The organism is Synechococcus sp. UW179B (genome assembly GCF_900474245.1).
Classification (GTDB): domain Bacteria; phylum Cyanobacteriota; class Cyanobacteriia; order PCC-6307; family Cyanobiaceae; genus Synechococcus_C.
Genome location: NZ_UCNZ01000020.1, coordinates 1 through 21,811 on the forward strand (window position 1 = coordinate 1; position 21,811 = coordinate 21,811).

Genomic DNA, 21,811 nt, shown 5'->3' on the forward strand with positions numbered 1-21,811 from the left:
TCCGTTCTTTGGCCAGTCCAGTGGTGGTGCCTGCGCGCAGGATGAAACTCCAATCGGACGATTGAGCTAAAAGCAATTTGCGGCCTGCTTGATGCAGCATGCGCAGCCCCTGTTCACTGCCAACTCCGCGGCTGCAGCGTTCTTTTATCGCCCTGCCGGTACGGCTCCACTCAGGAATGATCCAGGCATTGCTGTCGTTGAGCCAATAATCATGAAAACCACCCTGTCCCCAGCTGGAGGGGGAGGGATCGCAAATTTGCAGATTCGGGGTTTGGCTTAAAACACCACGCAGGGTTGTGAATCGCACCTGTTGCTCCGGTCCTTGCCGGAATAGTTCAGCCAGGAACATGAACCTCCCCCCGCCACCAGCGGGGTTTTTTATTGCTGCGGGGAATGCTTTAAGCAGTTGACCCCTACCCATGACTCTCGACACTCAGATGACGCTGGCTTTGCTTCAAGAGCTGCTGATGGCACTGAGGGCTAATGACGCTGATGGCTACAAGTCTTAGCTTGACCTTGGCATTGAAGAGCTTGGAAGGGAGGTAGCTGGTGAGGTCGAATCTGACTGGATGGTTCCTTTATTGATTGAAGAGGAAAAGGACAGGTTGATGGCTTGGCAGCTGGGAGTGAGCCTTTAACCCGTTAGGGGCATGATCCGTTTAGTAGATTCACCCGAATGGGTGATCACTTTTATTGCCGCTACAGCAATGATGAAGTGGTCAAAAGATATGTACTCCATTCACTTTCAAATAATGAAAAGTTTACCTGCGATTTGTGTCGCTACACTTGTAAGCACATCATCAATTACCCTTACTCCCTCGAAAGCCGAGAAATTTGTTCCTTGCTCGTTTAATTATCAGGTAATTGCATGCAAGGTAGACCGCTTAGGCGAAGGCAAGATTCGCATCAATTGGCGAGACGGCAAGAAAATGACCTACTACGGGTCATTAAGAAACAACAACTACTTACGTGATTCACTAGGTGGCGATTGGAGATATCTTGATTTTGATGTAGGCAAGGCATTCAGCCTTACGAATTCTAAGAATAGAAATGTCATCATCTGCAATGGAACCTTTAGAGAGTACGGAAAATATGTTGGACTCTAAAAATAATAACAGCAAGGCTGAAGCCTTTAACAAATGCGGCCAAAGCAATACAAGAACCCGCAAGAGTAAAGCAGAGAGAGTAGATGTCGCTATCAATCTCCCGACTGAATATTCACTAGCCCCGCCAAGTGCGGGGTTTTTTGTTGGCATTGATTTGATAGTTCAAATCTTTGGATTAGAAGACTGACGATCTGAAATGTTTAATTGCCATCAAGGGGCGTCACTTCATCACCGTTGACCCAGAAGATTCCGCCGTCGTCAACGTTCGCCACCTGAAACATCGTGTTCACTTGTGGATCACGAGCGCCGCCTTCACAGAAAACAACCTGCCCCATTCACCAATCGTTATTCAGTTGATGCGCGACCTGCTGTGCTGCTTGGACGATCACCCAGTCACCAGTCTTGACGCTCAGGAATGCTGGCGACTTGGCTCCAGCCAATGGACTGACGGCTGTGGATAGATGATCAACGCTCACTAATACACCTGAACTACTGTGCAAGTTCTAGGGCGGGCAAGCCTGTAGGTCAATCCCTAAAATCACGCTCATGGATTGTCCATCCAGTTGCCCTAACCAGTTGCCCTAACCAGTTGTCCTAACCGTTGTCCTAAAACGTATGGGCAACTGAAAACTGCAATCCTCCAAACCCGCTGCAATTACACAAGTTTGAAGCTTTTAAATTGTCTCATCATGGTTGCGATTGAGCAGTTGCCCGTTTGATGACTGATTCCACGATTGACTTCTCGACCTACACGCCAGTGAATCACCTCTGGCCCGCTTTTGTTGAACGCCTGGGAGCTGAAAAGGCGCAACAAGCAGTGCGTCAAGCGCTTGATCTTCAAGGCATGAGTGGCCATGCCGGTAGTCTTCCCGTTCTTTTCGTTGAAACCTGTGGTTTGGCGCTTGCTCATACAGATCTTGTCCGAGAACAGACAGGCCTTAACAGCCATGGATATCGCATGGTTTTATTGCTGAGTCGACGTGAATTAGAAGTGCAGCTATTGCAAGATGCGTTGTAAGTGTTGGATGTTCGTTGGTATGCATGGGTAGAAAGATCATTAGAGTTGCCATTTAGATCATCGTTTTTTGCCAATTGATTCGGTGTGTTTAGCATTATGATCGTCTGATTGGGCAGCGACGTAGGAGACTTTCCATAGGCACTTTGCTTGAACAACATCAGGGCAGCCGAAGCTGCTGCTGGTGGAGGTATTAAGTTGTTGTTGCTAATATTGTTCTTGGATATTTTTATGCTCTAAATTTCTCTTAAATGCTCAGCTTGGCTGGTTTGCCTGCTGGGCCCAGTTCCTGGGATTGATGATGAAGGTATTGATCGTAGGCTGAGGGATCGCTGGACTCACGCTTGCCTTAGCTCTTAAGAAGCACGGTATTCCTGTCACTGTTCATGAAAAATATAATCATTTTCAAAATCAGAAAACAGGATTTCTGATTTGGAGTTATGCGATCAAAATCTTGCAAGACTTGGGTGTTCCTGTTGATGAGGTAGGCACTCCCCTCGAAGCATTTTGGATCCATGGTCGAAAGGGAAGATTTGTCTGTGAGATGCCAATCGGTGCGATGTCGCGGTTGCAGGGAGCGGATAGTTATGAAATCAATCGATTTCGCCTTTCTGAATTGCTATCTAGAATGGTTGGTGATGATTTAATTCTTGGCAGTGAATGTGTTTCCGTCTCTAGTGTTGAGGATCAGGCGATCGCAACTTTTGCTGATGGTCGCTCGGATCAAGGTGATGTTTTAATTGCTTGCGATGGCTCTAATAGTGTTGTTAGAACGTTTATTCATCCAGGAGTTCAGCTCAGAATGCTTGGTTCTGGTGGTTGGATATCAGTGATTAATCAACGGCCTCCATTGTTACCATTGAACACTCAAATGGAGTTTTGGCAGCCGGGGGTAAAAGCAGGAGTTGCTGATCTCGGGCATGGTGAAACCCGCTGGTATGTGGCTTTTAAAAACTATATCCCTCGTGCAACTGAGTCCAAAAAAGATCAGATTCTTAGGCGTATGAAGCCTCTTCCTGAGCTGATCCAGTCCTGTCTGGAATGGACTGATGAAGATCAAATGGTGCCTACGCAGGCTGGCGATCTTTTGGCCTTATCTCCTTGGTACCGTGATCGTGTCTTGATGATTGGTGATGCTGCCCATGCCACCAGTCCTTATGCCGGAATGGGAGCCTGCTCAGCGATTGCTGATGCTGCATTTCTTGCAGATTTGATGGCTTCTGGTCGGTCAGTTCCTGCCATATTTGAAGAGTTCCAAGCGGTGCGTAAGCATGCAGCAGATTCAGTGATTAAGGAATCATGACGCGGCCTTGATGTATCCACTTGTGGTGACCTTAAAGGCTGGGTTCGTGATTGGATGTTCAAGAACATGCCAGAGAAGAAGTGGAATCAGATCGTGACTGACATGGTGACTGGTCATTGAATCAATCCATTGGCTTCGATCTGTGTTTGTGGTGTTGATGAAAAACGGCGCTCTTTCGGATTTTTTTGAGAGATTCATTGTTTATGCCTGCACCACAGGCACGTCGCTCAGGCGAGTTGTGGCGGCTCGACCCAGCCGTTCGCGTCGCATGGTCCAGCTCGGATCCAGACCGCAGGCGGCCCATTGCACGGTGCCTCGCCCATAGCGGTGATTGAGACGATCGACCGTTGCCATCAAGCTTTCCCGTTTCTGCTGCTCTTCCTCCGTACAGGGCACCCATAGATGCTGTTGCAGTTGATCGATTCCCTGCAGGTGTTGCATCAGAACACCTGCCTTCGCCAGCGGACGGTGCGGTTGAAAAATGCGTTCCACCAGAGGTAAGGCAGCTGCTAACAACACCCGCGTGTCGTTGCTGGGTAAATCGAGGCTGGTGCTGGCAGCTCGGCTGTAAAAAGCTGGAATGAATGGGCTCGTGCGCGTGTAGATCGTGAGAGCCGCTGTGCGTTGACGTTGCTTGCGCAGTTTTTCCGCTGCTCGCACCACATAGGTGGCGATCGCTTCGCGGAGCTCTTCCAGGCTGGTAATCGGATGGCTGAAGCTGCGGCTTACGCAGGTTTCCTGCTTCGGAGAGGGGTCGAGATCAAGCGGTAAGCAGGCATGACCTTGCAGTTCTCTTTGCAGTCGAACTCCCACCACGCCGGCCTTAGCGCGCAGGCAGCCACTGGGCATATCACGGAGCTCCCGTGCGTTGACCACTCCCCGCATTCGGCACCAGAGGGCGAGTTTGCGGCCGATGCCCCAGACGTCTTCAATGGAAATTGTTTCCAGCCAGCGATCGGGATCAGGACACAATCCAAGATCAAAGAGTCCGGCGTGGGCTGGCACCACTTTCGCCAGGCGGTTGGCCAGCTTGGCCTGTCCTTTGCTGGCCCCAAGACCAATGGCAATGGGTAAACCGAGGTTGCGTCGAGCCAGGGTTCGCAACCGCTGTGCCCATGGATGCAAATTTCCGTCCGAGGGGCGGCTCAGCCGGGCAAAAGCCTCATCAATGGAGTAAATCTCCAAATCCTCAACTTGGCTTTCCAGCAAACTCATTAGCCGCTGACTCATGTCGGCGTAGAGCGCGTAATTCGAGCTGCGAATCACAACATTGTGCTGTTCCAGATGGCGCTTCGCTTTGAAATAGGGGGTGCCCATGGCGATGCCAAGAGCGCGTGCTTCCGCGCTACGGGCCACGATGCAGCCATCATTATTTGAGAGCACCACCACTGGCCTGCCGATCAGGGCTGGATCCAGGCTTTGCTCGCACGAGGCGTAGAAATTGTTGGCATCAATCAGAGCCGTGACCTGGTTCATCGCGACGACCTGAGCGCTAAAGAGGATGGATCACGTGAATCGCGACGCCCCAGATCTGCACATCTCCGCAACGATGGAGATCTAAATGGGGATAGTCAGGATTCGCCGCTTCCAGGCGTAGTTGGCCGCGATAGCGAGCGAGGCGTTTGAGAGTGAAGGCGCCATCCAGGACAGCCACCACCACTCGGCCGGGGCGAGGGTCGAGGCTGCGATCGACCACCAATAGATCGCCATGGTGAATGCCCGCCCCCGTCATGGAATCGCCGCTGACGCGCAAAAAGAAGGTGCTGCTTGGATGGCGAATGAGTTGTTCATTGAGATCGATCCCCACATCGATGTAGTCATCAGCAGGGGAGGGAAACCCTGCGGCAACCTGATCACTCGCCAGAGGAAGGCTGAGTCCTTTCCGTTGGAGTCGCAAAGGCTGGGGTGGCTGAAGCGATATCCGATCCGAATTCACGGAAGCGCACACTGACGATCGCTTAATGGTACAAGTGTTCTAATGCTCGTGCTGTGGCTCGGGCCATGCCAGCGGAACAGGGTTTCCCTTATGGGGTTGGATTTTGCAGGTCCTTGCTCTTCTTTTCTGTTTCCCAGACCTCAAGGACATCAGGGAAGTGCTCTTCAATGCATGCATCACAGATGCCATGGCTGAAGTTTAAATTCGTGCGTGTCGATAAATACTGATCCAGATGCTGCCAATGTCCTTCAGTGTCTTTTGCTTTCCTGCAATAAGAACATGTTGAGATGAAGCTTCCTTCATCAGTGTGTGAGCAGAAAGATTCAATTAAATTGATTGATCTCTTCCTCAATTCAAGAAAAGCAACGGCTTGTCTTGACAGAGATTGCATGATGTTGAACTGTGTATCGGATAGGCCGTGGGGCTCTTTGTCGATCACGCAAAGCGTGCCAATTCTGAGGTTTTCGTCATTTTGCAGAGGAAAGCCTGCATACAGTCTGATTTTAGGCTCACCTCGCACTAAAGGGTTATCAAAGAATCGCTCGTCTTTTAATGCGTCTTCAACGATTAAAGGTTCGGAGGAGTGAATCGCATGGGCGCAGAATGACCAATCGCGAACAGTCTCTTCAGCCTCAATGCCAACCTTGGCTTTAAACCATTGACGATTTGAATCAACAAGGCTCAAAAGAGCAATTGGAGTGCCACAAGTTAAAGAAGCTATTTTGGTAATATCGTCATAATTTTCTTCGGGCTTTGTGCCAAGAATTCTATACTCATTCAGCGCTTTAAGCCTTTCTGACTCGTTTATGGGAATTTCAGGCTTTTTCAAGTGATGAGATGAGCATTGGCTGATTCTATGGTTTTGAGCGTAAATAGCTAGAAGTGCATAAAGCAAAATAAAAGTTTATTTTGTATGGCTGAAGCTTGGCGCTGTTCTCCGTTATTGGCTTGTAAGAATTAACAAAATTGTTAACTTAATCTGACGGTTGTAACGTCCAATGGGTATGAGCCTTGGGATCAGCCGTACTTTGAGCCTGGAGCCGCTAACAGGCCGATCCAGCGTTTGTAAGCCCAGTTCTGACTCTTCTGTTTGGAGTTGTAAGCGTTTGCTGTGGGCGCAAAGCTGTGGCAGCAGGCGCAAAGCTGTGGCAGCAGGCGAAAGTCGTGGTTCGGAGTTCGAATCGATCAAGATGATCACCTCTGAAGCAGCTGCTGATGGCCGACTCTCCCTACCTCCTTGCCATCGCCTTGTTTGAGCAGAATGGGAAACGGGCGATGCCTCTCGGGGGACGCTCCCTGCCGCGGGATGTGACGCAAGACGAGGCGGGGGTGCCTGTGCAGATCGCCTGTGAGCTGGCTTTGGAACTCCTTCTTCGCATTTGGCAACGAAGTGGTGAAGGGCCCTTGCAACGCGAAGCGGGGCCCGGAAGTTTGCTGATGGCCGAACTGGGCATGGAGCATTTGCCTGAGGATTTACCGCTTCTCAAAGCAACCTGGCTCACCACAGGAGATAGCGCAGCCTTTCAGCGGGGACTGCTGGCGATCAGCTCACGGTGTTGGAGTGTGAGCATCGCCAAATTCGAGCCGATTACGTTCCGCGCCCTGGAGGCGTCATAGACAACGGAGGCTGAACAGGGAGCTCAAACGCCCTCACGATGCAATCGTTGGGATGAGTGCTGCCAATCCAGCAGCAATGGGATCCTGCTGATCGGCACCGAAGTGAACACCGTCTAGAGGAGACGTTTCAGCGACAGTTTGTAGATCGAAAAAACACACCGACTCTTGTTCTGCAAGGTTGCGATACAGAGAGGGAAGTAAACGGGACTTGGCAGTTGCTCCTTTAAATCCCCACGCAAGAGATTGTGGCGTGGTTTGGATGACTCCAGGACTGACTAAAACAATCGCGGGGGGGTGATTGGAGTTACGTGGTCCACATTGATAGGACATGCGCACATCATGAATCAGGATTTTTGCTCCAGAAGTGATCTCTTCGGCAGAAAGATTTAGATGACTTTTGCAGTCGTTGCATCCAAGCGCAAGAATGACAACATGCAGAGGCTTGCAGCTATGAAGAATCATGGGCAAGTCTTTCCTGCCGTTGCAGCTGTAGTCGCCACCATAATTAACGGCACCTAGGGGATCATCCATGACCCAAGTTCTTGAATTCAAGCCTTGTTCAAAGACAGTCCAGGTTTGATGATGAGGGTTTTGCTGATTCAGAATCTGTTGGAGTCGATTGGGCCAACGAGTTTCAGAGGGCAAGCGACCACTCCCATCAGGTGCCATTCCCCAGGTGTTGGAATCTCCAAAACACAAAATACTTTTTGGCTCCATGCTCTCTGCCTCCAAAGATGCGATCGATGCTTGAGCTGAAGACAGCATCACGACAAGTAGGAGGCCAACAATGACATTTCCTGGTTACGCACGGTGATAGGGACTGCCTTGCTGGATCGCTTGGGCTCGGAACAGTTGCTCGATCAAGAGGAGTCTTGCAAGCTCATGGGGGAATGTCATCGGTGAAAGGCTCAGTTTCCAGTGGGCCAGGGCCTTGAGCTCTGCTGTTAAGCCATCGGCACCGCCAATCACGAAGGCAAGTCGCTGCGATCCAAGGCTGCGGAGTCGCTCAGACAAGCGGATCGACGTCAGCGTTTCACCCTGTTCCATCAACATCACAGGCCACTCATTGCTTCGCAGGGCCTGGCGAATTGATTCGGCTTCTTTTTCGGGAGTGCCATCACGCAACTCAACGATCGTGAGTCCAGGAAGACGTTTGCGATAGAGCTCGATTCCCTCCTGAACCCAGCTCTTGCGAACTTTCCCGATGGCAATAATCCGGCAGCGAGAGGGATTCATCCCTGAGGATCCCAACGCATGCAGGACTCAAACGCAGTCTTCGTCATCTTCCAAAAGAAGCTGGCCAAAGGCCACATACAGCGATTCTTCTTCGCTTCCAGCCGCCACCTTGGGTCGAGAGGGCCTGGTTGTTTTGCCCTGGCCACCGCGAAGCGGTTGTCTGGATAGGGGCTGGGATGACGGGAGCGCCTGGACCTGCGCCTTTGCCTTGGCTTTGTTCTGAGTCGCAACGTGGCGCTCAGCCTCCTTGAGCCTTGCCATCAAATGCTCAGGAACAGTGCCATCACTGCTCGCTTTCATCAGTTCCTGAAACAGGCGTTCAGGGTTGTCTTCGGTTTCAATGCGATGGCGTTTTTCGGTCGCCTTGAGGGGCCGATCCTTGTTCTGTTGAGGTGGTGCGATCGGCTCAGGCAACGAACGGCCCAACTCCTTGAGGCGCTCCAGGCTGCGGGGATCAAAGCTCATGAGCAGCCCAGGGTCTCGCGAGTGTCTCGACCGGTGACAGGATTCACTCCTTCAGCCTTGGCACAGAGCACCTTGAGCGCATCAGCTCTCAGGGGCACGTTGGTGAAATCAGCGCCTTCAACGGTGACGTTGATAAAGCGCGTGTTGAAGGCAAAAGCATCCTCCAGCACCGCATTGGTGAGGTTGGTTCCGTCAAAGACCGCAGAATCCAGCGTGGCGTCGCGAAGGTTGGTGTTGCTCAGATTGGCGTCTTGAAGTTTGGCCCCATAAAGGCTTGCCCCCTGCAGATCACTTCCAGAAAGATCAGCTTCTCGAAGGTTGGTGAGGTTAAAGGTCACACCTTGCATTTCCCGATTTGAAAAATCGGCACCAATCAACACCTGCTTGGCATAATCCATCGCGGCAAATGCTGGTTGCATCGGCAAGGCCAGTGTGACCCAAAGGACCATCAGCGGAGCCAATAAGCGCAATCGCATCGGGACTGAGACAACTGTTGTTCAGCCTAGGACTTTTAGATCCGTTTGTTCTTTTCGGCTTGAATTACCTGTTCCAAGCTGTTTAGGCGAGCTTCCCTGGATCCCCAAAGCTCCATCAAGACTGGCGGATTGTTGATGGGCATCACAGAGAAACGATGATCCCTATAAATTTCTTTAAAGATGGAATCAACTTCATCGCGATAGGGGAGGTCAATCGGGCGAATTCCGTCATCTTCCATCGCAATTGGCCAATGGCCCGTAATCGGTAAGAAGATGATTAGATCAAGTTGTTGAAGAGAATTTCGCACTCTTGCTGCTAATGATTCAACGAATTCGTCGTCGATGTCAGTGGTTTGATGATTGGCTGTGTACTGGGAATAAGCAATATAATCAACGGGACAGCGATCAAAAATAACGCAGTCACTTTCTTGCTGATAATTCATAAGCCTGCTGATGTTGTAGTACATCTGAATCCCGTTATGCAGTCTCGTGCTTTCTTGGCGAAAGCGAATGTCATAGCCCTCCTGGTGCAGCGCTCGAAAAGGCTCTTCTTCGCGAATGTAGTGATGATGCCGTTGAATCCAATCGTGCACGAATGTGCTTTTTCCTTGTAAATGTGTGCCGCTAATTGCGATGCGCATACAACGATTCAATCTTTAAGGTTTATAGCCCTCAATCTGTGCACTGAAGCCAGGTTGATTGGGGGAATGGTTGAAAGCATGTCGTCACGCCGTGCCTTCATGCCCAACTCTCAAGCGCAAGGTGCTCAAGCAGAGCGCTATGTCAAACAGATTTTGCTGGCGCATCAATGGCGCTTGTTGGAACAAAACTGGACCTGTCGGTATGGAGAAATTGATCTGCTCCTAACAAAACAGTCTCTGCCAAGCACTCGAATGCTGGTGGTTGAGGTGAAGGCTCGCCGCCGCTCAGGATTGGATGGAGGGGGGATCGCTGCGTTTGATCAGGCAAAACGCAGGTGTTTGGCCCGAAGTCTGCAGTGTTGGCAAGCCGCTAACCCCTGGAGTGAGGGCTGCTGTTTCGAAGTGGTCTTGGCGCTCGTAGCCCTTCCCGTGCAACGGCATTGGGTGCGCTGGATCCGCATCGAAACGCTTGCGGGCGTCAGCTGGTGATCACCTGTCTGATGCGTTTGCCATCAAGGCACGGATGCACCGCATCGCAGCATGGTGACCCTGGTGAGGGTTGCTGACAACAAGCCCCGAAACCGATCGCAGGGGGCGGATAAAGGCCCGTTCACCAGGAATCATGTGCATCAGCATGTGTTGGATGATCTGAATGGGATTCCGACCGCGCTCTTCTTTATCCCGTTTAAGCCGTCGAATCATGCGCAGCAGTAAGGGGGCTTCGAGATAGAACAACGCTGTGATCGAGCCATCCTTCAGCAGGTCTTGCGGCCCATAGGCCCCTTCGAGCAAAACAAGCTGGTAGCTCTGATTCAGGGGTTTGCGTGCAACATCACGCGTCGACATGTCGTAGGTGCGCAAGCTGCTTGCAGCGTGATGGCTGACCTGATCCAGCTCAGTTCGCAACGCGTCGCTGTCAATGGCCGCCGGGGTGTCAAATCCGAAACGTGGGTGGGGGCGCCAATGGTGCCTGTAGTAGTTGTCGCAGCAGATCACGAGCACTTCAATGTTGAGCGCGCCCAGGGCTTGAGCCAGTTTCAGGCTGAAGCTGGTTTTCCCAACTGCGGACGGGCCAGTGATGCAAATCACAGGAACCTTTGCCATCACGCCATCGACCGAGTTCTTCAATCCTGCATAGGGCACAGTGAATCAACGCTGTGAATGTCATGACCTTTTCAGGGCACACGGCCCGCAAGCGTTTTGGCCAGCACTGGCTGATCAATGAGCGAGTGCTGGATCGAATCGTTGAGGCCGCGGACCTCCAAGACGAGGATCGCGTCTTGGAGGTGGGGCCTGGTCGCGGAGCGCTCACCGAACGTCTTCTGGCTTCAGACGCAGCGGCCATCCATGCTGTGGAGCTTGATCGTGATCTCGTGGCTGGGCTTCAGGAGACCTTTGGAGGCCATCCAAAGTTTTCCTTGCAAGAGGGAGATGTTCTTTCGGTTCCCTTGGACCTGTCTGATGGGGAACCGGCCAACAAAGTTGTGGCCAATATTCCGTACAACATCACTGGCCCCCTGCTGGAGCGTTTGATCGGTCGTCTTGATCGTCCCGTTGAACCCTCCTATCAACGGCTGGTTTTGCTTGTTCAACACGAGGTTGCTCAACGCATCCGCGCCCGTCCTGGCCACAGCAATTTCAGTGCCTTGAGTGTGCGCATGCAGTTATTGGGACGGTGCAGCCACGTCTGTCCTGTGCCCCCGCGCTGCTTTCAACCACCACCGAAAGTGCAGTCCGAGGTGATCTGTATCGATCCCTTCCCTTCCGAACGGCGTCCTATTCCTGCCCTGGCCCGTGGAGTGGAACGTCTGCTGAAGATGGCCTTCTTGAGTCGACGCAAAATGCTGCGCAACACCTTGGCCCCGTTGTGTGCTCCGGATCAGTTGCAAGTGGTGGCTGAAGAGGCGGGGATCAGCCTTCAGCAACGACCCCAGGAGGTGGCACCAGAAGCCTGGGTTGCCCTAGCGAAGGGTTTGAATCAGTTCGACTCTGCTGCTTGATCGGATGACCGCCACCGTTCGCGTCACCGCTCCCGCCAAAATCAATCTCCACCTTGAGGTGCTCGGTCAGCGCTCCGATGGGTTTCACGAATTGGCGATGGTGATGCAAAGCATCGACCTCGCTGATCAGCTGGACTGTTCCAACAGCGCTGATGGATTGATTCAGCTGAGCTGTGATCAGCCTGGACTCAGTTGCGGCAGCGACAATCTCGTGATGCGTGCCGCCGAACTGCTCCGGCAGCGCTCTGGTTTTCATGAGCTTGGCGCTCATCTACATCTGCGCAAACGCATTCCCATTGGTGCTGGTCTTGCTGGAGGCTCCAGTGATGGTGCTGCCGCTCTGCTGGCGCTGAATACGCTCTGGGGTCTCGGACACAGCCTGGATCAGTTACTCGCGATGGCGGCGGAACTTGGCTCCGACATGCCGTTTTGTCTTGCGGGTGGGAGTCAGCTCTGCTTCGGCCGAGGCGAATGTTTGGAATCCGTCCCCGCAGCAGCGCAGTCTTTCGGAGTGGTGCTGGTGAAAGATCCCAGCGTGAGTGTTTCGACGCCCTGGGCCTATGGCGAGTGTCGTCGTCTCAAGGGCGACCACTATTTGTGCGATGAAGACGCTTTTGCACAACGGCGGCAGCAATTGCGTGCAGCCTCGTGGTTGCATCCGCTTCGAACGGCTGAGCCGCCTCCGCTGCGCAATGACTTACAGGATGTGGTGGCACCTCAAACAGCCTCTGTGCAAACGGCCCTTCGTTTGCTTCAGGGTCTTCCTGGGCAGCTGCGAACGGCGATGAGTGGTTCAGGGCCGAGTTGCTTCGCCCTGTTTGCCAATCGACTGGATGCTGATCAGGCGTTGAATGCGGCCCGTGATGGGTTCGAGCAAGCCGGTTTGGATGCCTGGAGTTGTTCATTTTTGGCTCATGGCGCCAAGCTGATGCCATGAGCAGGAGTGAGATGAGCAGCAGTGATAAGAGCAGCAGTGATAGCGAGACGCCAGAGGTTCCTCCAAAACGCAAGAAGGGTCCTCTTAGTTTCTTATCAGGCTCACTCACAAGTTTGCTGATGGGCTGGATCAGCCTCGGATTGAGCAAAGGGATGGTGACCTATTTCGCAAACCGTCCACCCACGTTCAGTTCTGCCACCGCCGTAAGCATTGCCTCAGCGTTGAAAACGTTGTTGATCGGAATGTCTTTCCTCGCCACTTTCAGCTTTTCCTTTGTTGGGATTGGCCTGTTTCTTGTGTTTCTTCGCAGTCTTTTTACAGGCAAAGAAGCCGATGCTGTCTAGCCTCAGATCTCTGTCCTGAACTGCCATAGGCGGTTATTGGTGATGACTCCCCATGATCTTGGTCAGCTGATCCTGCTGCTTTCTCCGGGGTTACTCCTCTCGGTGCTCCTGCTCACAACGTTTGCCGCAGGAGGCTGATTTTTTCGTTGCTGAGATAGCTTGGCCACTCACGCCGGCTTGGCCGGGATTGCAGCAACGCCGTGGCAGGGACCCTTCTCTTCAACGCACTTCGTGAGGCCATCGACGAGGAGATGGCCCGAGATCCCCACGTTTGCGTGATGGGGGAAGACGTCGGTCAATACGGCGGCTCCTACAAGGTCACAAAGGATCTCTACGAGAAATACGGCGAATTGCGTGTGCTCGACACACCGATTGCTGAGAACAGTTTTACGGGCATGGCTGTCGGTGCAGCCATGACAGGCCTGAGGCCCATCGTGGAGGGCATGAACATGGGCTTCCTGCTGCTGGCCTTCAATCAGATCTCCAACAACATGGGGATGCTCAGATACACCAGTGGGGGAAATTTCACCATTCCCACCGTGGTGCGTGGACCAGGAGGGGTGGGCCGCCAACTGGGAGCTGAACATAGCCAGCGCCTTGAGGCCTATTTCCATGCCGTGCCTGGCATCAAGATCGTGGCTTGCAGCACCCCCACCAATGCCAAGGGGCTGATGAAGGCTGCGATCCGCGACAACAACCCCGTGCTCTTTTTTGAGCATGTGTTGCTGTACAACCTCACAGAAGAATTGCCAGAAGGTGACTACACCTGTGCTTTGGATCAGGCGGATCTGGTGAAAGAGGGCAGTGACGTCACGATCCTGACCTACTCACGTATGCGCCACCATTGTTTGAAAGCTGTGGAGCAGCTGGAAGCGGATGGCATTAATGCTGAGTTGATCGATCTGATCAGTCTCAAGCCCTTCGATATGGAAACGATCGCTCGCTCTATCCGTAAGACCCATCGGGTGATCGTGGTGGAGGAGTGCATGAAGACCGGTGGCATCGGAGCTGAACTGATTGCCCTGATCACGGAGCATTGCTTCGACGATCTCGATGCCCGGCCCATTCGCTTATCCAGCCAGGACATTCCCACGCCTTACAACGGCAATCTGGAAAATCTGACGATTATTCAGCCCCACCAAATCGTGGAAACGGCCCAGGCCATCGTGCGCACGGGGCTCTGATTCATGGCCCGTCAACAGGGGTGGTTTGCCCTCATCCTCGCTCTGGCCATCGCTGCTGGATCGGTTCTTATCAGTCCCGGTTTTCCTTTAGAGCTTGGGTTAGATCTCCGTGGTGGGAGTCAACTCACTTTGGAAGTGCAGCCTTCCGGTGAAATCACCAAAGTGAAACCCGAGCAGCTGGAAGCCGTGAAGGCCGTGCTGGATCGCCGCGTCAATGGCTTGGGTGTGGCCGAGTCGACTCTCCAAACCGTTGGAGACAATCAATTGGTTTTACAACTTCCCGGAGAAACTGATCCCACCAGAGCAGCTGAAGTTCTTGGAAGTACAGCGTTGCTTGAGTTCAGAGCGCAGAAACCTGGCACTGACGAGGAATTGCGTGGATTGATGCAGCTAAGAGCTCAATTGGAAAGCGTGCTGGAGTTGAACAAAAGCAAGGACAACTCTGATTCAGGCGATCAAAACGATGGCCCCTCCCCTGAGCAGTTAGCCAAGGCCCAAAAAGAGTTGGGTCTTGAAGGAACTGCTGATTCTGAACAAGAGCAGTTGGAACAGCTGCTGGCTCGTGCCAACGAAGAAATTGTGGATCGGTTCGAGCCGGCGGGACTCACCGGTAAGGATCTCGTCACGGCTGGGCGTCAACAGCAGCAAAACGGCAGCAGCTGGGAAGTGACGCTCACCTTCAATCGAGAGGGGGGTGACAAATTTGCAGAGCTCACCCGCTCAATCGCAGGCACCGGGCGTCTTCTCGGAATCGTGCTTGATGGGTCCTCAATTAGCGAAGCGGGAGTGGGTGAGCAGTTCAAAGCCGCTGGCATTACAGGTGGTTCCGCTGTCATTACTGGAAACTTCACCGCAGAAGATGCTCGCGACCTAGAAGTCAAAATTCGCGGAGGCTCCCTCCCTTTGCCGGTAGAAATCCTTGAGGTGCGCACGATTGGACCCAGTCTTGGCGCTGAAAATGTGCGCCGCAGCCTGATCGCCGCACTTGCGGGTTTGGTGTTGGTCGCCATTTTCATGCTGCTCGTCTATCGACTGGCAGGTGTGGTGGCTGTGCTGGCACTCAGTCTTTACGCCCTGTTCAACCTGGCGGCCTATGAGCTGATCGGAGTGACCCTCACGTTGCCAGGAACGGCCGGATTCATCCTCAGTATTGGTATGGCAGTGGATGCAAACGTGTTGATCTTTGAGCGCATCAAAGACGAATTACGTCGAGGCAACACCTTGATCCGATCGATCGAAACAGGCTTCTCTCAAGCTTTCTCCTCAATCGTTGATGGTCACATCACCACGCTGATTAGTTGCGCTGCGCTGTTTTTTCTCGGGACGGGCCTGGTGAAAGGCTTTGCGGCAACGCTTGGAATCGGTGTTCTGCTCAGCCTGTTCACGGCACTGACCTGCACGCGCACGCTCTTGCGCTTCTTGATGAGCTATCAATCACTGCGCCGCCCCACCAACTTTCTGCCCGCAAGGCAGCTGCCTTCCTCCGCTGTTTGAGCCATGGCTGTGTCCTCCCCAACTGGTCAAGAACGCCCTTTGCGTTTTCCTCTGAGTCGACAACGCCGAAAGGTTTGGTTGATCTCTGTGATGGTGTTGTTGATCAGCGCGCTGGGTTTGGTGCTGAGCTGGACGAATCCTCAGATTCGTTCACCCTTAAGGCCTGGACTCGATTTCACAGGTGGAACCAAAATCCAGCTCGAGCGTTTGTGCAAAGACAATTGCCAAGACATCAGGGCCATCGATATCCAGCAGACGCTTGAAGGCCTCACCCTGCCTGCGGAAGGAAGCGATCAAGATTCCGGCACCCTCCCCAATCTTTCTTCGGCTCGGGTTCAGTTGCTGGATCGAGGGGAATCGGTGGTAGTGCGCATGCCAGCGTTGAGCGCTTCCCAAGGACAAGCCGTGATCGAGGCCCTTGAGCCCATTGCGGGTCCCTTTGAAGTGGGTGGTCAATCTGTTGACACGATTGGCCCCAGCCTTGGTGGTCAGTTGCTGCGCAGCAGTTTGATCTCTTTGCTGGTCGCGTTTGCCGGTATCGCCCTCTACATCAGCATTCGCTACGACGGACGTTATGCCGTTCTGGCACTCGTGGCCTTAGGCCATGACGTGTTGATTGTGTGTGGTGTCTTCGCCTGGCTTGGACTGATCAATGGTTTGGAAGTCGACAGTTTGTTTGCTGTTTCGCTTCTCACCATCGCTGGCTATTCCGTGAATGACACCGTGGTGGTGTTTGATCGCATCCGCGAACGCCAACGCGAAGATGGTGACTTACCCCTGGATGCTCAGGTGGATCGTGCTGTGTCCGCCACGCTCACCCGCACCCTCTACACCAGTGGCACCACCTTGCTTCCGCTCTTGGGTTTGATTTTGTTTGGCGGATCCACGTTGTTTTGGTTTGCAGTGGCGCTTGCGATTGGCGTGATTGTGGGCAGCTGGTCCAGCATCGCCCTAGCCCCTTCCCTCCTCAGTATCTGGCCAAGGCAACGCACGGCGGGTGCGTGATTTGGCCATGACACCCAGCTCTCGATCCCAACGCTGGGTTCCCTTGCTCTTGGGCGTGCTGGCTCTGCTGGATTTACGTGTGGAGATTCAGCTCTTGCTTGATCACATCACGCTCACCAGTGTGATCTTTGCGATTCGGCACCATCTCCTGGCGGTTGTGGTTTTGCTCCTCCTCCCTTCATTGTGGCGTCACTACGGACCAGTGCGTCGCTCTGAGCTCTGAGCGCTGACTCCTAAGTTGGAAGTCCGCCTCGAATACACGATGTCGCTTGATCTCGACGCCAAGAAAGTCCTCCTTAGAAAAATCCCCCATGGCTTGTTCATCTGCGGTGTTGCAGAAGGGGATCAAGTCAATGGGTTCACGGCTAGTTGGGTGACACAGGGATCGTTCGACCCCCCTCTTGTGGTGATGGCTGTTCGTGCCGATAGCACCAGCAACGGCATGATTCAGCGCACGCGCCGCTTTTCCCTCAACGTATTGGCCGCCGATCAGAAGGATTTAGCTGCTGTGTTTTTCAAGCCTCAGCAAGCGGTTGGCGGACGCTTTGAGTCCGCACCCTTCACCACGGGCGCCTTGGGTTTGCCGATCCTCAAGGACGGCCTCGGAGCCGTGGAGTGTGAGCTCGTGGGTGAACTCGCCCATGGCGATCACACCGTGTTTCTTGGCGAAGTGAAATCAGCGGTTCTCCACCGTGATGCTTCTGCCCTCGAGCTCAGCAGCACGGGATGGCAATACGGGGGATAACTCCCAGCGATCCATGATCTGCTTGATCACCACTTGCTGCATGAACACCTGAAGCACCACCACGAGCGGTAATGCAAGCAGCACGCCTGGCAGCCCGAGCAGGGCTCCCAGGCTTAATTGGGCTGTCAATGCCACTGTGGGTAGGAGATTCACCGTGCGACTGAGCAGCACCGGTGTGACTACAAAGGCTTCAAGGTTTTGCAGTGCAAGCCGCAGGACCAGCACCTGCACCATCAGGGTTGGAGAGATCAGAAGCGCAATCCCCATCGGCAAAAGCGTTGCTGCCGTCGGTCCAATCGTGGGGACAAAGGTGAGCAGGCCACAGACCAAGCCGCTGAGCAGTGCCAAAGGGACACCCAGGATGGCCAACCCCGTCCAGGTGAGCACAAACACGGCGGTGGCTGAAATGGTCATGCCAGCGAGCCATCCGCCGAGAGCTTCCCGGCAGCGATCGAGCAATTCCGTGACCTGAGCCCTTGCAGGACGCGGACTCACGGCGATCAGCATCTGCCGATGAGAATGGGGATCCAGGGCGAGCAGGATCGCCAGCAGGCTCATCAACAGCAGCTGAATCAAGCCATTCGCCGCACCACCGGCGTAACCAAGCAGTTGTGCTCCAACGGGTTGTATCCCTGTCCAGCTCAGCGATTCAGAGGGATTGATGTTGAGGTCCGACAGGCTGGGTTGACTGGCAATAATCGATTTGATTTTGTCGATCAGATTGGGTAATAACGCGGTGAGTTGTTCGAATTGACCCAGCAGTTCTGGGAGGAGCAGTTTCACCACTAAGGTTCCGCCGACGAACAGGATGACCAGAACCAGCAACAGCGCAACGGGCCGTTTGAGCCTGAAACGTTCCATCAACTTCTGAATCGGTACGTCGAGGGTCACGGCCAACACGACGGCTCCGAACAGAATCAGCAGCACCCAGCGCAACTGCCACAACAACAGCGTGAGCAGGATGGATGTGAGGGCAATCAGCAGGGTGCGAGCGTTCATGAGGCCAGTTTCTGCCTCTTCCAAGGGTCGAGAAGATCGTGAACGACGATTTCACGAATGAGCACCTGCAACACAACCGCGAGGGGTAAAGCGAGCAATAGGCCAAGCGGACCAAACAGAACGGTGAATACAAATTGAGCCGCAAGGGTGAGGCCTGGTAGCAAATTGACCTGGCGCTGCATCACCGAAGGCGTGATCACGTAGCTCTCAAGGTTCTGAATCACGATGTAGAGGCCAAGGACCGCCAATGCTTTCCAAGGGGCATCGAGGAGGGCGACGGACATCGGAAAGATCGTGCTGAGCGTGGGACCCACATTCGGAATCACGTTGAGCAAGCCAGCGAGTAAGGCATTGGCCATCACCAGCTTCACGCCCAGGAGTGAGAGTCCGATGCCAGCTAAAACAGCCACACACACCGAACTGATCAACACGCCAATCATCCAGCTGCTGAGGGCATCGCCGCACATGTTGAGGATGACCCGTGCCCGTCGCCGATAGAAGGACGGCACCAGCTGAATGCCAACGTTTTTGTAGGCATGGGGCTGGACCGCCACCATCAAGGTGACGGCGATGACGAAGAGAAGCTGCACGACACCACTGCCGACATTGCCAGCCAAACCAAGCAGTCCCAAAAAGCCTCCGGTCACGCTGGAGGCAATGGCCGGTCCACCTGGGCTGTCCGCCAAGCCTTTGGGGAAGAGCAGTTGGCTCCAATTGCTGGAGCTCTCACTGCCATAAACCATGGAGCTCACCGACGAAAACGCCTGTAAAAGCAATTCTTTCAGCGCTTTTGCGGCCGATGGCAGCTGAAGAATGAGTTGCTGAAACTGACTCGTAAACGGCGGCACGATCACGGTTAAGGCCACCGCAACCATTACCCCCAAACCCAAAACACAGGCCAACAATGCCAAGGGTCGGGGAAGGTTCCAGCGCTGACGCAGGGCTCCAACGAGGGTGCAAAGAGCCATGGCCAGCACGATGGCTGCAAACAAATGGATCAGGACTTCACGCAGACTCCAGAAGAGGAGGCCTGTTGCCAGAACAGCGCAAAGTCCAAACCAGTGTTGAAGCTTCACCCGTTCGCGTTGTCACTCGCTGCAGCTTCGCCTGAATCCTGGGAATAACCAAGACCTGAGGAATCGGCATATCTCTGGGCGAAGCGCATGAAACGCTCAAAATCCTGCTCGCTCTTCCAGGTGTAAGTGGCTTCCAATGCGCTTGGTTTGCCGTTCACAAACTTGCCATTCACCTCTCGGGTCACGAGCGTGCCCTCTTCGTCGAGCATGAACATGCCCGTGATCGCTTCCATGACTTCAGGAGCCAGGGCTTCGGGTTGTTCAAACACGAAGATGGCCTGACCCGTGCGTCCGTCACGGCTCCGTGTCACGCGGATGTCGGGAACGACGGGTTCATCCACTCCGCGCAGGAACTGGATCACTGCCTTGCTTCCGTCTGCCATGAATGCTGCTCCAGTACCTACGCGGGATCTTAAGGGGCATCGATCGGTACAACGCGACTGGTGTTCAGCAGTTCGATTGCCGCATCCTTCGGATTGCGCCCACTGAGATCAAGATTGGATGCATTACTGGCTTGTTTGAGCTCGTGGTCGTAGCAGCGGTCGTAGTAGTCGAGCATCGCGCTGCAGGCATCGCGCCAGCGCTGATCTCTGATCGCCTCTAAAGCAGCTTGTGTCCTTTGGGGACCAAGTCTGCGCTGGATGCGTTCCGTCGCTTTGCACAGCTCATCGGCGTCTTGGCAGGCGTAGACATCCACGAGCTGATCAATTCGCTCATCGAGACTGCGGCGAATTTCGAGCACCGGTGCCTGTTGCATTTGCTCGAACAGTGCCTTTGGGATGCGACAGCAGCCCACAGAAGAGCTCTCGGCTTCTAGCCAAATTTGAGGGGCGTGTTGTTTCCCGTAGCCATTTAGGGCTTCAGCAAGTTCATTTTCGTAATGCTCAGTGCTGGGCTGATTGGGTTGACCAAGACCACCGAAGCTGCTTCCACGGTGATGAGCCAACCCCTCCAAATCCACCACAGCCACGTTGAGAGATTGCAAGGCGATCAGCAGATCTGTTTTCCCCGTGCCCGTTCTTCCGCCAAGCAACCGGATGGGCCAGCGGCGTTCAAATTGTTCGAGCACCCAGCGCCGATACACCTTGTATCCGCCTTCCAGCACAAGGGTGGGATGGTCCTGGAGAGCCGCGAGCCAAGCCATGCTGTTGGAGCGCATCCCTCCCCGCCAGCAATACAGCCGAAGCGGCTGGTCCGTGCCTCCAGCCGCCTTTGTTAGAGCTTTGGAAAGATCAACAAGGGCTGGGCCAGTGAAGCTCAGGCCGAGCTCGATGGCCTGTTTCCGGCCCTTTTGTTTGTAGGTGCGACCGACGATGGCCCTCTGTTCATCGTCAAACAGAGGGATGTTGATGGCTCCAGGCCAATGGCCCTGCGCAAATTCCGAGGGGGTGCGCACATCAACCAGCGTTCCGCGCGCTTCTCGAAACTGATCGATATTGCTCACGTTTGTGGATCCCATCCCTGACATAGTGGGATAACGCCGAGCCAGTTAGAGCCGGTAGTACGTCATGCTTTCTGGTCTTTCTTCTTCATCCGATCTCAGCGTCGACCAGCTTCTAGAGAAATTCTCCAGTGGCTCATCACGACAAAAACGCTCCTTGATCCCAGCAGTCGAGAAAGCGGCTGATCAGCTGGCTGCCATGGGTGCGGCTGCTCTTGCCTCCTTTGATCGTGAAGGAGACGAGTGGGCTGCTGGTTGGATTTTGCAGACCCTGCATCGTCATCAACCGTCGGCCTTGAGTTCTCTTTTCGGTGCTTCTGGGGGATGGTTTGCCACAGGTTCGGAATCCGATCTGGATTATTCCCCCCTTCAGCAGGCTCTTCTCGAAGAACGGTTTGAAGAGGCTGATCGCCTCACAAGCGTTTTTCTTCGCAAGCTGGCCGGAGAGCAGGCTGAACGGCGGGGATACGTCTATTTCAGCGAAGTCTTGACCATGAGGGGGCTGGACCTTGTCACGATGGATCGTCTTTGGATCGCCTACTCCCAAGGCCGGTTTGGGTTCACAGTGCAGGCCCGTTTGCTGGCCACTCTCGATGGCCGTTACGACAAGCTCTGGCCTCGGATTGGCTGGAAGCAGGAGGGAGTCTGGACGCGTTATCCGAATGCATTCGATTGGTCATTGAAGGCTCCAGAAGGCCATATGCCGCTGATCAACCAGCTTCGTGGTGTTCGACTGATCGATGCCCTCCTCAACCATCCGTCCCTGGTTGCTCGTCAATGAGTTAATGCTC

Annotated in this window: 29 protein-coding genes and 1 pseudogene; 14 read left to right on the forward strand and 16 right to left on the reverse strand. The window is 53.8% G+C overall.

From position 1 onward, the window contains the following. Positions 1–346, reverse strand: a pseudogene (locus DXY38_RS08495) (1,4-alpha-glucan branching protein domain-containing protein); the annotation flags it as partial. 304 nt (positions 347–650) lie between these two features. Between DXY38_RS08495 and DXY38_RS08505 the strand changes: the two are divergent. Further along, complete coding sequence (locus DXY38_RS08505) at positions 651–1,106, forward strand: hypothetical protein (RefSeq protein WP_115071282.1); 456 nt, start codon at positions 651–653, stop codon at positions 1,104–1,106. A 200-nt stretch (positions 1,107–1,306) separates the two neighbouring features. Here the strand turns inward: DXY38_RS08505 and DXY38_RS14165 are convergent, their stop codons facing one another. Beyond that, on the reverse strand, positions 1,307–1,441 hold the full coding sequence (locus DXY38_RS14165) for a DUF3104 domain-containing protein (protein WP_371411001.1): 135 nt from the start codon (positions 1,439–1,441) through the stop codon (positions 1,307–1,309). Between the two features lie 383 nt (positions 1,442–1,824). Here DXY38_RS14165 and DXY38_RS08515 point away from each other — a divergent pair, with 383 nt between their 5' ends. Further along, entirely contained in the window at positions 1,825–2,124 is a 300-nt protein-coding gene (locus DXY38_RS08515) for a hypothetical protein (RefSeq protein WP_006852867.1), read from the forward strand. A gap of 325 nt (positions 2,125–2,449) precedes the next feature. Then, a complete protein-coding gene (locus DXY38_RS08520) occupies positions 2,450–3,424 on the forward strand; it encodes an NAD(P)/FAD-dependent oxidoreductase (RefSeq protein ID WP_256359568.1) in 975 nt (324 codons plus the stop codon). Positions 3,425–3,625: 201 nt separating this feature from the next. Here DXY38_RS08520 and DXY38_RS08525 read toward each other — a convergent pair whose 3' ends face one another. From DXY38_RS08525 to DXY38_RS08540, 4 genes are all read right to left on the reverse strand, one after another. Then, positions 3,626–4,900, reverse strand: a complete 1,275-nt coding sequence (locus DXY38_RS08525) for a Y-family DNA polymerase (RefSeq protein WP_115071283.1) — start codon at positions 4,898–4,900, stop codon at positions 3,626–3,628. 16 nt (positions 4,901–4,916) lie between these two features. After that, entirely contained in the window at positions 4,917–5,360 is a 444-nt protein-coding gene (locus DXY38_RS08530) for a LexA family transcriptional regulator (RefSeq protein ID WP_006852864.1), read from the reverse strand. A gap of 88 nt (positions 5,361–5,448) precedes the next feature. Continuing rightward, the gene (locus DXY38_RS08535) at positions 5,449–6,189 is read right to left on the reverse strand and encodes a GAF domain-containing protein (protein ID WP_115071284.1); all 741 of its coding nucleotides are present in this window, start codon (positions 6,187–6,189) and stop codon (positions 5,449–5,451) included. Between the two features lie 111 nt (positions 6,190–6,300). After that, entirely contained in the window at positions 6,301–6,549 is a 249-nt protein-coding gene (locus DXY38_RS08540; RefSeq protein ID WP_136988086.1) for a hypothetical protein, read from the reverse strand. A 26-nt stretch (positions 6,550–6,575) separates the two neighbouring features. Here DXY38_RS08540 and DXY38_RS08545 point away from each other — a divergent pair, with 26 nt between their 5' ends. Next, a complete protein-coding gene (locus DXY38_RS08545; protein WP_115071286.1) occupies positions 6,576–6,977 on the forward strand; it encodes a hypothetical protein in 402 nt (133 codons plus the stop codon). Positions 6,978–7,010: 33 nt separating this feature from the next. Here DXY38_RS08545 and DXY38_RS08550 read toward each other — a convergent pair whose 3' ends face one another. Genes DXY38_RS08550 through DXY38_RS08570 form a run of 5 tightly spaced genes read right to left on the reverse strand, consistent with a single transcriptional unit; the run spans position 7,011 to position 9,795 of the window. Then, complete coding sequence (locus DXY38_RS08550; protein WP_115071287.1) at positions 7,011–7,742, reverse strand: SGNH/GDSL hydrolase family protein; 732 nt, start codon at positions 7,740–7,742, stop codon at positions 7,011–7,013. 36 nt (positions 7,743–7,778) lie between these two features. After that, positions 7,779–8,213, reverse strand: a complete 435-nt coding sequence (locus tag DXY38_RS08555; RefSeq protein WP_115071288.1) for a 23S rRNA (pseudouridine(1915)-N(3))-methyltransferase RlmH — start codon at positions 8,211–8,213, stop codon at positions 7,779–7,781. Positions 8,214–8,240: 27 nt separating this feature from the next. Further along, on the reverse strand, positions 8,241–8,678 hold the full coding sequence (locus DXY38_RS08560; protein ID WP_115071289.1) for a hypothetical protein: 438 nt from the start codon (positions 8,676–8,678) through the stop codon (positions 8,241–8,243). After that, positions 8,675–9,154 (reverse strand): pentapeptide repeat-containing protein, encoded by a 480-nt coding sequence (locus tag DXY38_RS08565; RefSeq protein ID WP_115071290.1) that lies wholly within the window; start codon positions 9,152–9,154, stop codon positions 8,675–8,677. Before DXY38_RS08565 ends, DXY38_RS08560 begins: the two co-directional genes overlap by 4 nt. A gap of 35 nt (positions 9,155–9,189) precedes the next feature. After that, positions 9,190–9,795: an AAA family ATPase gene (locus DXY38_RS08570; RefSeq protein ID WP_115071291.1), complete on the reverse strand. Its 606-nt coding sequence runs from the start codon at positions 9,793–9,795 to the stop codon at positions 9,190–9,192. A 78-nt stretch (positions 9,796–9,873) separates the two neighbouring features. Between DXY38_RS08570 and DXY38_RS08575 the strand changes: the two genes are divergently transcribed. After that, entirely contained in the window at positions 9,874–10,284 is a 411-nt protein-coding gene (locus tag DXY38_RS08575; RefSeq protein ID WP_244279068.1) for a YraN family protein, read from the forward strand. Here the strand turns inward: DXY38_RS08575 and DXY38_RS08580 are convergent, their stop codons facing one another. Beyond that, positions 10,285–10,923, reverse strand: a complete 639-nt coding sequence (locus DXY38_RS08580) for a uridine kinase (RefSeq protein ID WP_244279069.1) — start codon at positions 10,921–10,923, stop codon at positions 10,285–10,287. A gap of 38 nt (positions 10,924–10,961) precedes the next feature. On the opposite strand from DXY38_RS08580, the gene rsmA reads away from it, so the two are divergent. The 8 genes from rsmA to DXY38_RS08620 all read left to right on the forward strand — a co-directional run bounded on the left by rsmA (position 10,962) and on the right by DXY38_RS08620 (position 17,504). Beyond that, entirely contained in the window at positions 10,962–11,795 is an 834-nt protein-coding gene (gene rsmA, locus DXY38_RS08585) for a 16S rRNA (adenine(1518)-N(6)/adenine(1519)-N(6))-dimethyltransferase RsmA (RefSeq protein WP_115071316.1), read from the forward strand. 4 nt (positions 11,796–11,799) lie between these two features. After that, on the forward strand, positions 11,800–12,732 hold the full coding sequence (gene ispE / locus DXY38_RS08590; RefSeq protein WP_115071292.1) for a 4-(cytidine 5'-diphospho)-2-C-methyl-D-erythritol kinase: 933 nt from the start codon (positions 11,800–11,802) through the stop codon (positions 12,730–12,732). After that, on the forward strand, positions 12,729–13,076 hold the full coding sequence (locus DXY38_RS08595) for a DUF3082 domain-containing protein (protein WP_115071293.1): 348 nt from the start codon (positions 12,729–12,731) through the stop codon (positions 13,074–13,076). The genes ispE and DXY38_RS08595 overlap by 4 nt, the downstream gene beginning before the upstream one ends. A 200-nt stretch (positions 13,077–13,276) precedes the next feature. Further along, the gene (locus DXY38_RS08600) at positions 13,277–14,260 is read left to right on the forward strand and encodes a pyruvate dehydrogenase complex E1 component subunit beta (protein ID WP_006852849.1); all 984 of its coding nucleotides are present in this window, start codon (positions 13,277–13,279) and stop codon (positions 14,258–14,260) included. Between the two features lie 3 nt (positions 14,261–14,263). Then, positions 14,264–15,754: a protein translocase subunit SecD gene (gene secD / locus DXY38_RS08605; protein WP_115071294.1), complete on the forward strand. Its 1,491-nt coding sequence runs from the start codon at positions 14,264–14,266 to the stop codon at positions 15,752–15,754. Between the two features lie 3 nt (positions 15,755–15,757). After that, a complete protein-coding gene (gene secF / locus DXY38_RS08610; RefSeq protein ID WP_115071295.1) occupies positions 15,758–16,759 on the forward strand; it encodes a protein translocase subunit SecF in 1,002 nt (333 codons plus the stop codon). A gap of 7 nt (positions 16,760–16,766) precedes the next feature. Then, positions 16,767–16,982 carry a hypothetical protein gene (locus DXY38_RS08615; RefSeq protein ID WP_115071317.1) on the forward strand — a complete coding sequence of 72 codons (216 nt, stop codon included), beginning with the start codon at positions 16,767–16,769 and terminating at the stop codon, positions 16,980–16,982. 39 nt (positions 16,983–17,021) lie between these two features. Then, positions 17,022–17,504, forward strand: coding sequence for a flavin reductase family protein (locus DXY38_RS08620; RefSeq protein WP_115071318.1), 483 nt, complete (start codon positions 17,022–17,024; stop codon positions 17,502–17,504). On the opposite strand, the gene DXY38_RS08625 is transcribed toward DXY38_RS08620, so the two are convergent. From DXY38_RS08625 to mnmH, 4 genes are read right to left on the reverse strand one after another with little or no spacing between them, the layout of a single operon-like run. Continuing rightward, entirely contained in the window at positions 17,436–18,503 is a 1,068-nt protein-coding gene (locus DXY38_RS08625; RefSeq protein ID WP_115071319.1) for an AI-2E family transporter, read from the reverse strand. The two genes, DXY38_RS08620 and DXY38_RS08625, sit on opposite strands and share 69 nt — an antisense overlap. Beyond that, positions 18,500–19,579, reverse strand: a complete 1,080-nt coding sequence (locus tag DXY38_RS08630) for an AI-2E family transporter (RefSeq protein WP_115071296.1) — start codon at positions 19,577–19,579, stop codon at positions 18,500–18,502. Before DXY38_RS08630 ends, DXY38_RS08625 begins: the two co-directional genes overlap by 4 nt. Further along, entirely contained in the window at positions 19,576–19,962 is a 387-nt protein-coding gene (psb28, locus tag DXY38_RS08635; protein ID WP_006852842.1) for a photosystem II reaction center protein Psb28, read from the reverse strand. Before psb28 ends, DXY38_RS08630 begins: the two co-directional genes overlap by 4 nt. A gap of 29 nt (positions 19,963–19,991) precedes the next feature. Further along, positions 19,992–21,047, reverse strand: coding sequence for a tRNA 2-selenouridine(34) synthase MnmH (mnmH, locus tag DXY38_RS08640; protein WP_115071297.1), 1,056 nt, complete (start codon positions 21,045–21,047; stop codon positions 19,992–19,994). Between the two features lie 40 nt (positions 21,048–21,087). On the opposite strand from mnmH, the gene DXY38_RS08645 reads away from it, so the two are divergent. After that, on the forward strand, positions 21,088–21,801 hold the full coding sequence (locus DXY38_RS08645) for a GUN4 domain-containing protein (RefSeq protein WP_115071298.1): 714 nt from the start codon (positions 21,088–21,090) through the stop codon (positions 21,799–21,801). The last annotated feature ends 10 nt before the right edge of the window (positions 21,802–21,811 follow it).

Bases quoted from the DNA above. Each gene is read 5' to 3' on its own strand.
- DXY38_RS08505 (WP_115071282.1), top strand. From the start codon at position 651: ATGATCCGTTTAGTAGATTCACCCGAATGGGTGATCACTTTTATTGCC.
- DXY38_RS14165 (WP_371411001.1), bottom strand. From the start codon at position 1,441: ATGGGGCAGGTTGTTTTCTGTGAAGGCGGCGCTCGTGATCCACAAGTG.
- DXY38_RS08515 (WP_006852867.1), top strand. From the start codon at position 1,825: ATGACTGATTCCACGATTGACTTCTCGACCTACACGCCAGTGAATCAC.
- DXY38_RS08525 (WP_115071283.1), bottom strand. From the start codon at position 4,900: ATGAACCAGGTCACGGCTCTGATTGATGCCAACAATTTCTACGCCTCG.
- DXY38_RS08545 (WP_115071286.1), top strand. From the start codon at position 6,576: ATGGCCGACTCTCCCTACCTCCTTGCCATCGCCTTGTTTGAGCAGAAT.
- DXY38_RS08550 (WP_115071287.1), bottom strand. From the start codon at position 7,742: ATGCTGTCTTCAGCTCAAGCATCGATCGCATCTTTGGAGGCAGAGAGC.
- DXY38_RS08555 (WP_115071288.1), bottom strand. From the start codon at position 8,213: ATGAATCCCTCTCGCTGCCGGATTATTGCCATCGGGAAAGTTCGCAAG.
- DXY38_RS08560 (WP_115071289.1), bottom strand. From the start codon at position 8,678: ATGAGCTTTGATCCCCGCAGCCTGGAGCGCCTCAAGGAGTTGGGCCGT.
- DXY38_RS08565 (WP_115071290.1), bottom strand. From the start codon at position 9,154: ATGCGATTGCGCTTATTGGCTCCGCTGATGGTCCTTTGGGTCACACTG.
- DXY38_RS08570 (WP_115071291.1), bottom strand. From the start codon at position 9,795: ATGCGCATCGCAATTAGCGGCACACATTTACAAGGAAAAAGCACATTC.
- DXY38_RS08575 (WP_244279068.1), top strand. From the start codon at position 9,874: ATGTCGTCACGCCGTGCCTTCATGCCCAACTCTCAAGCGCAAGGTGCT.
- rsmA (WP_115071316.1), top strand. From the start codon at position 10,962: ATGACCTTTTCAGGGCACACGGCCCGCAAGCGTTTTGGCCAGCACTGG.
- ispE (WP_115071292.1), top strand. From the start codon at position 11,800: ATGACCGCCACCGTTCGCGTCACCGCTCCCGCCAAAATCAATCTCCAC.
- DXY38_RS08595 (WP_115071293.1), top strand. From the start codon at position 12,729: ATGAGCAGGAGTGAGATGAGCAGCAGTGATAAGAGCAGCAGTGATAGC.
- secD (WP_115071294.1), top strand. From the start codon at position 14,264: ATGGCCCGTCAACAGGGGTGGTTTGCCCTCATCCTCGCTCTGGCCATC.
- secF (WP_115071295.1), top strand. From the start codon at position 15,758: ATGGCTGTGTCCTCCCCAACTGGTCAAGAACGCCCTTTGCGTTTTCCT.
- DXY38_RS08615 (WP_115071317.1), top strand. From the start codon at position 16,767: ATGACACCCAGCTCTCGATCCCAACGCTGGGTTCCCTTGCTCTTGGGC.
- DXY38_RS08620 (WP_115071318.1), top strand. From the start codon at position 17,022: ATGTCGCTTGATCTCGACGCCAAGAAAGTCCTCCTTAGAAAAATCCCC.
- DXY38_RS08625 (WP_115071319.1), bottom strand. From the start codon at position 18,503: ATGAACGCTCGCACCCTGCTGATTGCCCTCACATCCATCCTGCTCACG.
- psb28 (WP_006852842.1), bottom strand. From the start codon at position 19,962: ATGGCAGACGGAAGCAAGGCAGTGATCCAGTTCCTGCGCGGAGTGGAT.
- mnmH (WP_115071297.1), bottom strand. From the start codon at position 21,047: ATGTCAGGGATGGGATCCACAAACGTGAGCAATATCGATCAGTTTCGA.
- DXY38_RS08645 (WP_115071298.1), top strand. From the start codon at position 21,088: ATGCTTTCTGGTCTTTCTTCTTCATCCGATCTCAGCGTCGACCAGCTT.